9 protein-coding genes are annotated in these 14,984 nt (G+C 50.7%); 1 reads left to right on the top strand and 8 read right to left on the bottom strand.

Annotation, left to right across the window (positions count from 1 at the left end):
• Positions 1-12: 12 nt before the first annotated feature.
• The 7 genes from ACGHZ6_RS10165 to ACGHZ6_RS10195 form a co-directional block, all read right to left on the bottom strand.
• A complete protein-coding gene (locus ACGHZ6_RS10165) occupies positions 13-4,479 on the bottom strand; it encodes an EAL domain-containing protein (protein WP_390618736.1) in 4,467 nt (1,488 codons plus the stop codon).
• A gap of 35 nt (positions 4,480-4,514) precedes the next feature.
• Positions 4,515-5,501 carry an ABC transporter substrate-binding protein gene (locus ACGHZ6_RS10170; RefSeq protein ID WP_390618737.1) on the bottom strand — a complete coding sequence of 329 codons (987 nt, stop codon included), beginning with the start codon at positions 5,499-5,501 and terminating at the stop codon, positions 4,515-4,517.
• Between the two features lie 55 nt (positions 5,502-5,556).
• Positions 5,557-7,701 carry a TonB-dependent receptor plug domain-containing protein gene (locus ACGHZ6_RS10175; RefSeq protein WP_390618738.1) on the bottom strand — a complete coding sequence of 715 codons (2,145 nt, stop codon included), beginning with the start codon at positions 7,699-7,701 and terminating at the stop codon, positions 5,557-5,559.
• A 2-nt stretch (positions 7,702-7,703) separates the two neighbouring features.
• The gene (locus ACGHZ6_RS10180; RefSeq protein WP_390618739.1) at positions 7,704-8,663 is read right to left on the bottom strand and encodes a hypothetical protein; all 960 of its coding nucleotides are present in this window, start codon (positions 8,661-8,663) and stop codon (positions 7,704-7,706) included.
• Entirely contained in the window at positions 8,656-9,459 is an 804-nt protein-coding gene (locus tag ACGHZ6_RS10185; RefSeq protein ID WP_390618740.1) for a hypothetical protein, read from the bottom strand. The genes ACGHZ6_RS10180 and ACGHZ6_RS10185 overlap by 8 nt, the downstream gene beginning before the upstream one ends.
• Positions 9,449-11,440 (bottom strand): thiamine pyrophosphate-binding protein, encoded by a 1,992-nt coding sequence (locus ACGHZ6_RS10190; protein WP_390618741.1) that lies wholly within the window; start codon positions 11,438-11,440, stop codon positions 9,449-9,451. The genes ACGHZ6_RS10185 and ACGHZ6_RS10190 overlap by 11 nt, the downstream gene beginning before the upstream one ends.
• A 157-nt stretch (positions 11,441-11,597) precedes the next feature.
• The gene (locus tag ACGHZ6_RS10195) at positions 11,598-11,786 is read right to left on the bottom strand and encodes a hypothetical protein (RefSeq protein ID WP_390618742.1); all 189 of its coding nucleotides are present in this window, start codon (positions 11,784-11,786) and stop codon (positions 11,598-11,600) included.
• A gap of 143 nt (positions 11,787-11,929) precedes the next feature.
• Between ACGHZ6_RS10195 and ACGHZ6_RS10200 the strand changes: the two genes are divergently transcribed.
• Complete coding sequence (locus ACGHZ6_RS10200) at positions 11,930-14,026, top strand: PAS domain-containing protein (RefSeq protein WP_390618744.1); 2,097 nt, start codon at positions 11,930-11,932, stop codon at positions 14,024-14,026.
• A 53-nt stretch (positions 14,027-14,079) separates the two neighbouring features.
• Here the strand turns inward: ACGHZ6_RS10200 and ACGHZ6_RS10205 are convergent, their stop codons facing one another.
• Entirely contained in the window at positions 14,080-14,880 is an 801-nt protein-coding gene (locus ACGHZ6_RS10205) for an inositol monophosphatase family protein (RefSeq protein WP_390618745.1), read from the bottom strand.
• Positions 14,881-14,984: the final 104 nt, after the last annotated feature.

Here is a 14,984-nt window from a genome sequence, read left to right on the forward strand (position 1 = left end):
TTTGAACAGGCTTTAACGCCTGGTTTCAAAATTTCTGTCTTCCAACCAGATTTCCAGTTCATCGGCCGGTAGAGGCCGACTGAACAGATAACCCTGATAGATATCACAGTGTTCCTGTTGCAAGAAACTTTCCTGCTCTTCGGTTTCCACACCTTCGGCAATGATCTTTAAGTTCAGGCTATGGCCAAGAGCGATGATGCCTGAGGTGATCAATGCGCTATCTTTATCGTTGGGTAGATCGGCAATAAAGCTACGGTCAATTTTGAGCGTGTCGACAGGGAAGCGCTTTAGGTAGCTGAGCGATGAGTAACCGGTACCAAAGTCATCAATGGCGATGGTTACGCCAAGGTCTTTTAACTCTTTCAATTGCGGTACAACCAAGGCATCGCAATCTGCCAGCGTATCTTCGGTGATTTCCAGTTTTAAGAGATGAGGCTGAATACGAGACGCATCCAGCGCATTTCGCACTTTTTCAAACAACACATTGTCCGCCAGCTGTTTACCTGACACGTTTACAGCCACGGGTGTTACGGATATGCCGTTGTCACACCAATATTTAACCTGAGCACAGGCTGTTTTTAATACCCAGTCTCCCAGTGCATTGATCAGGCCGGATTGTTCGGCCAGAGGAATAAATTCATTGGGCGGCAGGAGACCTCGTTCGGGGTGGTGCCAGCGCACCAAGGCTTCTAGACCTATTACCTTATGGTTACTGGCTTCAATTTGCGGTTGGTAATATAGAACCAGCTCGCCATTATCCAGCGCGTGACGCAGTTCGTTTTCCAGCTCCAGCATACGAGAAATTTCGGTTTCCATGCCGTATTCGTAGAATTGGAAACCGCCACCGCCTTTGGCTTTTGCTCTAAACATGGCGGTATCAGCATGTTTCATCAGGGTGGCTACGCTTTGGCCGTTATGAGGGTATATCGCAATACCGACACTGAAGGAAATAAACACCTGTTGCTGCATAAAGGCAAAAGGGCGATCCAGGCTTTCAGAGATTTTTTCAACCACTTTGGTTGCCACATCCGCGGTGTCAATGTCGTGCAGAATGACCGCAAACTCATCACCGCTTAGACGTGCCACCACATCAACACTGCGAACACAGTTTTTCAGCCGCTGTGCGACGGTTTTCAGTAACAGGTCGCCGGCTTCATGCCCTTGGGTATCATTGATGAGCTTAAAGCGATCCAGGTCGAGGAACATCACAGCCAGTTTTTCGCCGTTTGTGGCTGCCTGATTGATCATATCCTGAGCCCGTTCCATAAACTGATTACGGTTAGGCAAGCTGGTCAGGCTGTCGAAATTGGCTAATTGAAAGACGCTATGTTCCGCCTTGCGGTTGGTCACCAGGCTCGAGACCCGCTGGCGTAGCACTGTGAGGTTAACGGGCTTGGTAATATAATCATTGGCGCCTGCGTTAAAGGCTTCTTCCACGGATTCTTCATCCTGTAGCGCCGTTACCATAAGGATGGGCAGGCGCTGGGCGTCCGCCAGTTCACGGATACGCCGACAGGCGGTAAAACCATCCATGATCGGCATCATGGCATCCAACAAAATAAGGTCAGGTAATTGTCGCTGGCAGAACTCCAGGGCTTCAAGGCCACTCTCTGCTTCGACGATGTTGTAGTTGTCACGCTCTAAAATACCATACAGCGACAAGCGAGAACTGGGTTCATCATCCGTGATCAGAATGGTGGGTTGATGTTCTGTGTGCTTATTGGTGTGAACAACTTGTTCCGTCTGGTTGAGGTTTTCCTCAATAATCACTTTTAAACGTTCAAACTCTTCTTCGGCTTGGTGAAGCAGTTGTTCGGAATCTGTGATAACACCAGATTGCGCCATCAGTTCCAGCTGTTCGAACAGGGAAGACAATATCTCCGCGCCGATATTCATTGTGCTGCCTTTGATACCGTGGGCAATATGCTGTATCTGCAACATATTTTGCTGCTCAATCACTTTATATAATTGATCGATACGGCGGGGCGTTTCTTGAAGAAAGCTGTCGACGACACGTTTGAATGTAGGTCCTACCTGATCCTGCAGGTTAAAGAAGGTACTCAGTGACAGGGTTTCTGCGTTGGCGTTGGCCTCTCTTGGTCGTCGGGTTATGACCGGAGAGTTGCTGAGGGTTTGCTGACGGCGCTTTTCCCGTGGTAACCACTGGTTGAGCTTCTGCTCCAGTTCCAACAGATTAATAGGTTTGCTAATGTAATCGTTCATGCCCGCGTCAAGACAGCGCTGTTTGTCGTGGGGGCCAACATTGGCGGTCATGGCAATCAGTGGCAGTTTGTAGTTTTCTTTACGCAACTGGGTGGCAGTTTCATAGCCGTCTTTGACGGGCATCAGGCAGTCCAAAAGCACCAGGTCGATGGAGGAGTGGTGCAGCACGTCCAAAGCCTGCTCGCCGTTATCTACAATAATGGCCTCATAGCCCAGGCGTTCCAGCATGGCATAGGCTACTTGTTGATTGGCCTGATTGTCTTCAGCAATCAGGATTTGCGGTCCTGAGTCTTCGATTGCCTGTTGGACCTCCTGGTTTTCTTCTTGTGCCGAGTCCAGGATTTGTTGGCGTTTAAGCAGATAATCTCCCAGGCTCTCTACCGCTTCGCCGATAGGCAGACTGCGGCTGAGTTGTAGGCCCACAAACTCTTCGCTGCTTTCCCTTGGCGAATCTGTGAGAATTAAATAGCAGGGCGATTGCTGACACTGGGTATCGATGGCTATTTGCAGTGAGGTGGCTGATACCGTCAGTTGGTCGTCATCGAGCACGATCACATCAAAAGGTTTACCCTGTTGTTCTGCCTGACGTATAAGTTTTAGGGCGTCGCTTTCACTGCCTGCACTGCGCTGATAAATCCGGTGCAGGAGGAGATTGTTAATCAGGTTGCGGTTACGCTCTTTGTCCGCACAAACGATAAGCAGGCGCAATCCGGTAAACAAATCATCGATTTGATGGCTGATGTCGCTGCCGTTAGCCAGCGGCAGGGTAAACCAGAACAGACTGCCGTGTCCGGGCTGACTTTCGACACCCAGCTCACCGCCCATCAGTTGTACCAGCTGGTGACAAATAGCCAGCCCCAATCCGGTGCCGCCATATTTGCGGGTGGTCGAACTATCGGCCTGTGAAAAGGCTTCAAAAATGCGCTGCTGGGCCTCTGGCTCAATGCCAATGCCGGTATCCTGGACGCCGAAATAGTAGGTGTCAGTATCTCCCAGGGTGTTACCTTCCGAAGAATCGAGTTTTTTGAGAATCAGGGTAACGCTGCCCGATTCGGTAAATTTAATGGCATTGCCCAGCAGGTTGATTAAAATCTGCCGCAGCCGCCCGGCATCAGCATTGAGGGAAAGGGGGACCTGGGGATCAATTTCAATGTTGATTGTCAGCAGCTTTTTCTGGGCCTGAAGTTTCAACAGTTCGCTGATGTCATTGAGCATTTCTTTGACGGTGAAGTCTTGCTGATGCAAGGTCATCTTGCCGGATTCGACTTTGGAAAAGTCGAGAATATCGTCAATGAGTTTCAGCAGTGCTTCGGATGAGTCGCGGGCGATTTGGATATATTCCTGTTCTTTGGGACCCAGCCCCATACCTTGTAGCAACTCAAGCATTCCCATGACACCGTTCATCGGTGTGCGAAGTTCATGGCTGACGGCCGCGGCAAACTCACCTTTTACCCGAGCGGATGCCAATGCGGTATCCCGAGCCCGCTTAAGTTCCTGCTCACGAACTTCAAGCTCGTTCATCATGGTGTTAAACGCTGACTCCATTTCCAGCACGTCGCGGGAGCCTTCCAGTTCAGCGCGTAGGCCGGTTTCTCCTGACTTGGCCCGGTACATGATGTTGGCCAGGCTGGCCATAGGTCGGGTTAAGCGGTTGGTAATGCCCAGCAAAATTAGCAGTAAGATGGAGGCGGTAAAGGAGGCGATAGCAAAACTGCTGATGTAAATATCCCGTGTGAGCTGATGCAGAGATGCCTTGCTGATTGAAACGCTGACATAACCAATTAATTCCGGTTCGCTCTGCTCGCCGCTAAATGGGGACTCATCCTGATTGGTGCCGCCAGCATAAACAGCTTGCAGAAAAATCCAGCGCGAATCGCGTTCTATCACCTGTTTCTCTGCCGATACTGTGGTATGTGAGGGGCTATCTCCTCCCTGCTTGTCGTGATGGGCGAGGAGGCTTTTATCGGCATTAAATATATTGACGGCTTCCACATCGGGGAAGCTTAGGGCGGACTGTATGGCCTGTTCAGCATTGTCGCTGCTTTGGTAGAGCAGTGCCAGAGTACTGCCTTCGGCAAAACTGGCGGTAATTTGTTGTCCCTGTTGTAACAGTTGTTGTTGTATCGAGCGGCTTGAAGATGAAGAAATGATGGGGGATGAAAGAATGACAAAAGCACCAATACCCAGCGTAAAGGTCAATAAGAACTGCTGGCGAAAACTTAATTTAGCGAGACGGCGTTTTAGAGCGTTTGCCATAATTTCTTCATCTCCTGCTATCCTGGCTTATGTCTCTATTCGGCGGGATAGACCAGATCAAATTTCTGGTTGCGTGGTATTTTGAGCCCCAGATGTTCGGCGGTTCGTACATTGATGCCTGTATGGAGGTGCTCCAGGGGGAAAACCTGAATCGGGGAGGAGAGAGTGCTTTCATCATGGCCTGCTTCCTTGTTACCCAAACCCTGTTTTTTCAGTTTTTGAGCAAGTTGTCCTAAAGCTTGTCCTAATTTCACATTGTCGGGATACATTGAGAATAGCAGTCCGCGCCGGATATGGCTGGGGTTAGCGGAGAAAACAGCCAGGTTTTTTTCCCAGGCCTCTTCAAGTATCTGGTTCATTAGGCTGTTATCGTTGGAAAACCTACTTTCTAATAACCAAATTGCAGATTGATTGGGTGCTGCTGTATCCAGGTGCTGGTTAATGAGCTTGGCGGCTTTAGGCAAGTTGTCTGCTGAGTCCAGGGTTATCTGTAGATTGAGATCTTCACAGGCTTTGTTTATATCATCTACCAGCCATTGACTGCGTATGGGGTTATAGACCGCATAGACCTTGGTCACATTGGGAGCCAGCTCTTTAAGTTTACCGAGAATCTTTGCTGGAGCAGGGGTGAGTGCAAATCCATACAGGGGCTTGGGAAAACTATTGGGGGGACGACTGATGGCTCCGACAATGACCTGCTGTGGCCCTTGGGCAGCGGCTTTTAGGCCGCGTTGTCCCAGGGCTATGATGATGCCTTGTTGGGTATCGGGCTGCGGCGGCTTGGTGTTTTTGGACAGGCCGTGCAAGCTGGGTTTATGTGGAAGCTCTGATGTAACCCCTTCAATAATTTGTTCGAAAATCTGTTGGTACGGGGCCCTGACCTCGGGATAGTAAACATCAACCTCTGCATGGCTGAAGAGGCTAAGGCTCATCATGTAGAAGTAACAGCAGCATCTGGCCCAACGCTTGAGGCGTAGGTAGAGAGTATGCGGCTGTAGTCGCTGACGTCTACGTGGTCTCACAAAACTATCCGTGCAGTAAAACTTTTTATGGGTTCCAGTTAACCACTAACTCCTGTTAAAAATGGTATCGAAGCTCGGCAAAGTAGTGCCGTTCTGCCAGTGGTAGGTCATTGATAATGCCTGCTCCGGTACTGTCTCCCTGACTGGGTTCGCGGGCATCGCTGTCAAATAAATTGCGAGCGGTAACGGAGAGGCTCAGGTTGGCGGTTGGAAAATCCCGATGCAGTGACAAGTTAACCCAGCGGTAGTCATCGACTGGGAAGCGAAGATCGTCCTGTTTACGTTCTCGATCCATCACCCAATTAAGGCTGCTGTAGATTTTCCAGTTGTCCAAAAACTGCCATTGCACCTGCAAGTAAATTTGCTGTCTAGGCGTCATGCCAGCGTTTTTATCGATAGTTTCATCCATTGAGCGCTGCCAGGCGTAATTAGCTTCAAGATCTAGTTGTGGGGATATACGCCAGTGAGCTTCCAGCTCCAAACCTTTACCTTTTTGGCTTCCGGTATTTTGGGCCACCAGATTGCCCATACCGTCCGAGTCAAATTGCACAATGTCATCCCACTCGTAATAGAACAGGTTACCTGCCAGGCGCAGATTACCGGTGGGCTGATAGTTCAGTGCGAACTCTGTACTTTCCATGGTCTCTGGGTCGAGATCCGGGTTACCGACAGCGACAGGATTGTTTTGATTGAGGGTTTGGGCAAAGCTGGGTGCTCGGAATGCTTGTCCATAGAGCAGTTTCGCCGTTAGGTCGTGATCAACGGACCAGACCAGCGACAAGCGTGGATTAACCGTATCGCCAAAGTCTGAGTAGCGGTCGTAGCGGACCCCGGCAGTGAGTGTCCAGTCGTTGGCAAACTGCCAGATGTCCTGGACAAAGGCGTGGTAATTTTCCCGTTCCTCTTCTGGTAAAAAAACGTAGGGGGTATCAGTGACATCGATTATTGGGCTTCCCAGAGGCAGAGGCAGTCCGGTGCTGGGATCAATACCGAAATTCTTTGTTTCCTCGACCGTGTGGAGATCTCCGTAATGGCCTCCAATACCCATGCGCCATTGATGATTGTGCCAACCGTTGTAGATACCGACGACATTGGCTCGGTAGTGGCGTTCAAAGACCTGCGGATTACCGATAACGCCATCCGGCATTACGCCAAAGCCAATATTGGCACCCGGTGGAAAAAGAATCAGGTTTTTGTCGATAACTTGGGATGTATCCAGATAACTGACCTGAGCTGTTAGCGCCCAGTGTTCACTATATTGGGGATTATCATAGGTAATATCGAGATTCCAACGATCACTTTCATTGCGATTGTTAGGATCGAGCGCTGATGTGGCACCGGCGCCGTTACCAACATCGCGACGTCGCTGCAGACCTGCTCGTAGACGCCAGTGTTGGCGTGATACGTCTACGCGAATATCAGCATTTTCACGGGACAGATTAACGCTGCCTGGGCTCAGAGAGGCATTGGTACCAAACACTTGATCCAGAGCGACTTGTGCATCACTCTCAATTACCTGATCGGGGCCGTTGGTTTTGTGAAACTCGGCGGTAAATGAAACGCTCCATTCGCCGTATTCTTCACCGTGTAATAACCAGGCATTCCAGGTATCAAAACTGCCTCCGCCGCCGCCAATTTCCGTACCGCGGATATCTTTTGCGGCTTTGGTAACAATATTGATGACACCGGCAAAGGCATCGGAACCGTAAACCGCTGATCCCGGTCCCCGAATGACTTCAATGTGGGCAATGCTCTTCACCGGCATACCACCCCAAATCAGATTTCGATCACCGTGAAAGAGATTGGTGATAGGAATCCCGTTAACCAGCATGAGCACCTGAGGGTTATAGTCCGCGTTAATACCGCGAAAGGTATAAACCGGGTTGTAATTCAGGGGGTCTCTCGAAACATGCAATCCTGGAACGCTTTCCAGAACGTCATCAATATCCTGTGCACCCATGGCTTTAATTTTTTCAGCACTGATGACGCTGGCTACTGCTGGGGCTTTTGATAGAGTTTGTTTGGTGCCAGTGGCGATACTGATGGTTTCTTCGTCGCCATAGACGGACAGCAGTTCATCCTCATCATCAAAGTCCTGGCTATGGGCTGAGCTGAACCCATAAGCGCCAAGCAACAAGACTAGAATCCTCATGCCAGGAAAAAAATGTTTGGTTTTTGGGGAGAAAATTATCTCTTTCATGGCTATACCGTTTCAGGGCTATTGGATGGTTTGATTGGATCGTTACCGGAGAGGCTTTCATCAAGCCCGTCGGATGTCGTATTTACTTGCCAGGATCTGGGGGCTGGGCCCTGATATTCGAGTGCTGAGCAGGGTAATGGGTAGAAGCTACCCGGCGGGTGGTTTTCAGCATCTGTGCCACAGGCTAAAAATCCCGCGCAACAGCAGAGCACAATAAAGTAATTGTATTGACGCGTGGTTAAACCTTGATCCGCACACAAGGCACCCATAATGGGGGAAATATTTAAACGTAATTTGGAGCCGCGTTGGATTAATTGAGTCTCCAGTGCAAACGCCAGTTGTAGATGTTCACCGTTCTCATATCCCAGCTCGGTCACCTTTTTCATCAGTGGCTCAATGCGTTCATCTTTTGGCGTAATCGGGCGGCCGAATCCTGGCAATCTGGCAAGATCGCGGTTTGGCCCCCGGGCAGAGTTACCTTGGCGAGGGGCTTCTAATGCGCGATCAATAATGTCATCGAGGCTGCGGCCCTGTTTAAACTGCAACAGACTTTGGCAAATGAAATCCATACTCGCGATTATTGGTCGGTTGCCGTAGATAATCGCCTCGCTGGTCGCAACTGCTGCGGCTGTCCCCAGTGCTGCAGTACTCCTGGCATTTCCGGCGATGGCTGCAACGCGGTTATTCCATAACCTGGGTTCGGGAAAACTGCCACAAATACTCCACAGACACTCAAGCAGATGGCATTGCTGCCTATTAAAGCGACGCTTGGTAATGGCAAACATGACCGTTGCCATCCAGCCTTCCTGGGCAACACCATTAAGCAGATCGGTATGGTGAAGGGTAACGCCTTCACCGGGGTGCCAGCCTCCAAGTGTGGTGGACCAGTGCCCGATGGCTTCGGTGAGTTGGGCAATTTTTTCGGCATTTTCTTTTTTGCCGATGTCTGTGTGTTTACTCATAAGCAGGATCCTTAATCTCCAGACCATCAGCATAGAAGGGGTATTGATCCCAGCCCTGTATGCGTTGCTCTAACGAGTGGGCCGCCAATCCAGGAAGGCGCAGTAGCAGGAATAGCATCTCTGCCTGCTCTTCATGTAATCCCAGATCGGCCATTGCAGCGGCTGCAACACCGATCATTGATAAAGGCAGCTTGGCCCAGGATTCCAACTGGGGTCGGTGTTCCAAAAGCCAGGGGAGATGGGGGCCACAGGAAAACTGGTTTAGGTGTGTTAATGCCTGGCGCACCGGTGTGGTACAGCTGATGCCATTGATATCAAAACCCGGTGGGTATTCCAGCGGTAACCAGGTGTCGGCGTGGTCGAGTTTATGGGGTGTTTGCAGTGCACTTTGCCACTGTTGTAGATCGTGGGATGCCTTGTGAAATAACCTGACAGCATGCAGCAACTCCCTGCCTCCACCAATGTTACCTGCGGCAACGGCGAGCCCGGCCATCAAACACGCTGCGGCACCAGAGCCGCCTGCAGCGGCACTCATTGCGGACTGGCTGGCTGGGTCTCGCGGGCCCAGGTTCGCCAGACAAATAGATAAACCATTGAGCAATTGGCGTTGAGTCTTGGTCGCTGCTTCACCATGGATAAGCAGCCACAACATATCGATCATCTGTGCATGGGGTAATAGATCGCCATACACATCGTAACCACTGCACAGCGACTTTTGTGCTGCAAAGGGATTGTCAGCTTCGGCTATTTCTTTCCAAAACGACGATTTAATCAGGGGGGCGGTATCAGTTGACATGGGTTTTATCTTTATTTTTTGTTGTAAGAGGTGATGCGGGAGTTTCCGGTTCTGAACTAAGTGTTTGTGCCGGTGACGATTCAGGTGTTGTCGTAGTTGCGGTTATATTTGAGGTTTTATTTGACGTTGTAGAGGAGCTCGTCGACGTTGGCTCTTTGGTTGTTTGCTGAGTAGCTTTGGGTGGTACGCGGGTATCTTTTAGAACCGCGATACGAGTACCTATCGGCGGTACTTCGTCGACATCTATGCGAACGTCCAGCAGTGTTGGCCCGGGCCGTGAACACAGCTTGTTGATATTGAGTTGTTTAAGGTCTCCAGCACTTTCGATACAAATGCCTTTGGCTCCCATGGCTTCGGCCATTTTGGCAAAGTCGGTAAAAGGCATGGCGGTACCGATAGATTCTGCACCACTCAGGCGTTGGCCATGTTTCACCATGCCGAGGGAGGAATCGTTTAACACCACAAAAATGATTGCCAATTGATGCTGAACGGCGACGGTGATTTCCTGGCCGCTCATGAGCAGGCTGCCGTCACCGGTAATGCAGACAACCGGCTGTTCCGGGCTGCCCAAGGCTGTACCAATAGCGCAACCGATTGCCCAGCCCATGGAGGAAAACTCCAGGCTGGCGCCGAAGAAAATACCGCGACGATTACGGCAGCCCGAGATACGGCGATCGAAAGGGTGCAAGTAATGAATTGCCCAGGCAAAGCTGGCACCGGTGTCTGCAAGGTAGCGTGTATGGGGAGGGAAGAGGTGCACCAGCTCCCGCATCAAGCGCTGGGGTTTTATCGGTACTTCTGTTGAGGTAAATGCCGATTCATTTTCTAACTGAAACTGATATTGGTAACTGGACACCGGGTTGGCAGGTGTTGCCCCTGCGCCAATATGTAATACCAGCTCGGCAAACACCTGCTGCAGATCACCGTGCATATGCAATCTGGCCATCGGGGTTTGCTTAAAGTGTTCCCACTGATCGTCGACATGGACCAGGCGATTGTTAAGCAGTAAACGGGCATCCCAACCGTTGGTCGCCCATTCACCCAGAGATGTGCCGATACAGAGTGTGGTTTGGCGTTCCGGATCAAGCAACACTTCTGTGGCGCTGGCGTGTCCGGCAAAACCGATAATGCCGGCAAATTGTGGGTGGTGAGGGTTGATTAGACCTTTGCCGTGCGGCGTTGTCAGAATGACGGCATCCAGCAGGTGGGCCAAACCTAAAATCTCCCCCAGCGCATCAACCGCACCTTCACCAATGACAAAAACGGGTTTGGTATCTTCTTTGAGGATGTCGACTAGCTTTTCTAACGCCACCGGGTCGAAGGTGGGTTTATTGGGTTTTAGGGCATCGAGATTAAATCGTGGCCGAATGCGGTTAATGCGACTGCGCATTACATCCAGCGGCACACTGAGGTGTACCGGCCCCGGCGTGGGACCAAAGGCATGCATGATGGCGGTATAGAGTTTTTGCTCGAACTGGTCCGCGTGGGATACCAGGGTGTTGTAGCGTGTGCAGTAGGACATCATGCCGACAATATTGATGCCGGTGCATGAGGATTCCTGAAAAGCGTCTTTACCAAAGGTAGCCAGTGAGGTTTGTGCGGTAATCACCAACATGGGGACGCGGTTGGCGTAGGCGGAGGCAACACCGGTAATTAAGTTGGTTGCCCCTGGGCCTGTGGTGGCACAGCAAACACCGAGTTTGCCGGTTTGAGATGTATAGCCGTCAGCCATAAACGCGGCGCCGGTTTCATGGCGACTAATAATGGCTTTGGGTCCACCGCGGCGCTCACTGCGTGCCAGGGCGTTATATAGAGGTTCAATGGCGCCACCGGGAATGCCGAAGATATATTCGACACCCAGTTGCTGGAGATAGTGGATTAAGAGATCCCCAATTTCGTAGTCAGTCGAATTGTCCTTGGTGTTATTGCTACTGCTGGGGGTGGCTTTTTTAGGTTGTTGTTTTTCCGTGTCTGTCATCATCTGGTCCTTGAACTGACTATTCCGAAGACAAGGAGAAGCTTTTCCGTTGCTACTTGTCATTTAAAGGATCAAGAAGGGGTTGTTAATTAACCATAGTCGAAAGCCGCTTTGATGCAATTTTGACCACTGAGTTCTCGTCGGGCCTAACAGGTGACATTTAATGTTTTACAGGTTCTGGCTTTCGTTCATCCTGGCCCTGAAAGGTGGTTGAATGTTGTTCTTTTAGTCCAGGGCTTGCGTCAGCCGTTTCCAGCTGTTCCGGGCCAAGATCATTGGCTAGCCAACGGAAAAGGGTAGATAGGGTGTTATGGCTTTCAACACTCAGGTGGTGAAATGTCAGCTTCATATAATGCACTCCGGTTGGCCTACATTAACTATAGTCGGCTGCGGGAGTCTTCGCCGAATATATCTCTATAGCGCTTTGGACTGTTTTTTAATACAGTTATGCCACCTCAAGGACTGAAAGTAGCACTCGGAGAGAAAGACAGCATGTCTGATGATTGTACGCCCGAAATTTCTTCCCCGGATATAACCACGTCTGGCGCTTCTGCCGATGCGGCGCGCCTGGCCAGATTCGATCGCATTGTTCGCGGTACCAGCAGTGGTATGTGGGAGTGGGACCTTGCAGCAGATAATGTTAGTTTTTTTGGTGGATATTGGCGCCAATTAGGCTATTCAGATGAATTTCTAAGGCGTGTATTTGGCGTTGAGGGGTTGCGTGAATATTGCCATCCCGAAGACTGGGAGGCGCTTGCTGAGACGCTTCAGCGCGTATTAAAAGGCCAGGATGATTTGGTTCTCCCTATACGTATTCGCAATGCCAAAGGGGATTACTGCTGGACGCAAATCGAAGGCACTGCCAGCCGTGATGCTGAGGGGCGGGTCATTTTCCTGTCTGGCATCGGCTTTGATATCACCAGTCATAGGGAAACCGAGTTGTTATTGCGGCAAAGTGAAGAGCGTCATGCACGTATTTTGACGGCAACCAGCGATGGTATTTGGGAATGGTCTGCAGAAAGTGGTGGTTTCCACTTCTCCAGTCGCTGCTGGGAGCACCTGGGTTTCATGGATGGTGATGATTCCTACCTTGATGGACGTAATCGCTTGCATGTCTGGCGTGAGCGTATTCATCCGGAGGATAGGGAGCGCTTCGATACCACCATGCTTGATCACCTGAAAAAGCGTGGCACCTTTGATATTGAATACCGTATTGAGGGCAAGGACGGACGCTGGCGCTGGATTCGAGCCCGCGGCCAAGCCAGCTACGATCAGGGGGCCGACAAGCCGATACATGTATCCGGCACCAATATGGATATTACCGACCAGAAGGAAGGGTTGGAAACCGAAGAAGATTTTATGCAGGCCGTGCGAATGTCCGGCACCAATATGGATATCACCAAGCTTAAAGAAGCTGAGGAGAAGGTGCTGCAAGCTAAGGAAGATGCAGAAAGAGCCAACCAGGCAAAGTCAGACTTCCTGTCGAGCATGAGCCACGAGTTGCGCACGCCGCTAAATGCCATTTTGGGTTATACCCAGTTATTTGGTTTGGACAGTAATCTTACTGACAACCAACGGGAAAACGTGGCCGAGATTCGTAAGGCCGGCGAGTTGTTACTACAGCTTATTGGCGATGTGCTGGATCTGTCTAAAATTGAATCCGGCAAGCTGACCCTGTCAGTCGAACCCGTGATGCCTATGCGTATTTTGCAAGAGTGCATTAAGCTAATTCAGCCCCTGGCAGAAACGAAAAATATTAAACTGTGGGCTACTCCCAATCAGCTGGCAGAGTGTTATATACGCGCTGATGCTACCCGCTTAAAACAGGCCCTGTTAAACCTGATGAGTAATGCGGTGAAATACAATCAGGAGGGTGGCGATGTTGAAATCAGCTTTGTCGAACCTGATGAGGGTTTGCTGCGTATTGAGGTCAGGGATACCGGGCCAGGTATTCCACTGGAGCGCCAATCAGAGGTGTTCGAACCCTTTAACCGGCTTGGTGCGGAAGGTAGCAGTATCGAAGGTTCCGGGGTTGGTTTGATTATCACCAAGCGGCTGGTCAATATGATGGGCGGTGAATTGTCGTTTGTTAGTCGAGAGGGGCAGGGTACACGCTTCTGGTTAGAGTTGCCCTTGGTTAAAGAGTGGTCGACCAAAAGTGTCGTGACCCCAACCGAGGTTCAGCCTCTGGCGAATGAGTTAACTGAACTTAAGATACAGGGGCGCAAACGTATTCTCTATATAGAGGATAACCCTTCCAACCTGCGCTTGATGGAACAGTTGTTAATGCGTTATCCGCAGTTGGAACTGCTAACCGCCAATGAAGCCTTCTACGGGGTTTACCGTGCCCGTACCGAATCCCCGGATATGATTATCCTGGATATTAACTTGCCAGGTATGGATGGCTTTGAGGCGCTGTCTGTTTTGCGTCAGGACCGTAAGACTGGCGAGCTACCGATTATTGCCCTGTCGGCCAATGCGATGTCTTATGATTTGGAGCGAGGCAAAGAAGCGGGCTTTGATGAGTATCTGACTAAGCCGTTGGAGCTGGATAAACTTATCGAGGCGTTTAACAAGCTGTTAGGGTAAGTATGAGGCTGGGGTCCGACCCTGCGGGTCGTACCCCAAAAGCTGGCACAAACTTAGATCTTGCTCATATGCTTGCCAACAATCTGCAGCAGCGGCTTAAACACTTTAGGACTGGCGCAAACCACATGGCCCGTATCCATAAAGCTGTTGCCACCACGGAAGTCGCTGATCAGACCGCCGGCTTCTTTCACCAGCAATACACCCGCAGCAATATCCCACTGCTTAAGATTCATTTCCCAAAAGCCATCAAAACGACCGGCAGCAACATAGGCTAAATCCAGAGAGGCTGCGCCAGGGCGGCGAATCCCCGCAGTCTGACCGGCGATTTCCTGCAGAGCGGCCAGATATGGGGTCATGTTATCCAGAGCGAAACCGCTGAAAGGGATGCCGGTACCGATTAAAGCGCCATCCAAACCACGACGGCTGGTAACACGAATACGACGACCATTCAGTGCCGCACCGCGACCACGACTGGCAGTAAACTCTTCGCGCTTAATAGGGTCGAGAACCACGGCATGCTCAACCTGGCCTTTGTGCAGGCAGGCAATAGAGATCGCAAAGTGGGGGATACCGTGTATGAAGTTGGTGGTGCCATCCAGTGGGTCAATAATCCACTCGTAGTCGCTGTCTGCATCGCCGCTGGTACCTGTCTCTTCACCGGTAATGCGGTGATCAGGGTAGGCTTTACGCAGGTGATAGATAATTTCCTTCTCGGAAGCTTTATCCACTTCAGTGACAAAGTCATTGCGTCCTTTTTCTTCAAAGTTCACAACATCAACACGCTCTAACGCGCGCTCAATCATTTCGCCTGCCTTGCGCGCAGCACGCAGGGCAATCGTCAACATGGGTTCCATGGTGCACCAATCAACTTAAACTGTATAAAGAACGGGCCGCTGACCGCAGGAACGGGTCGCGCCATAAAAAGAGCGTGGATTATAGCAGTGAGTGCGATCAGATA

This window comes from Maricurvus nonylphenolicus (genome assembly GCF_042854845.1).
In the GTDB taxonomy this organism is placed as follows: domain Bacteria; phylum Pseudomonadota; class Gammaproteobacteria; order Pseudomonadales; family Cellvibrionaceae; genus Maricurvus; species Maricurvus nonylphenolicus.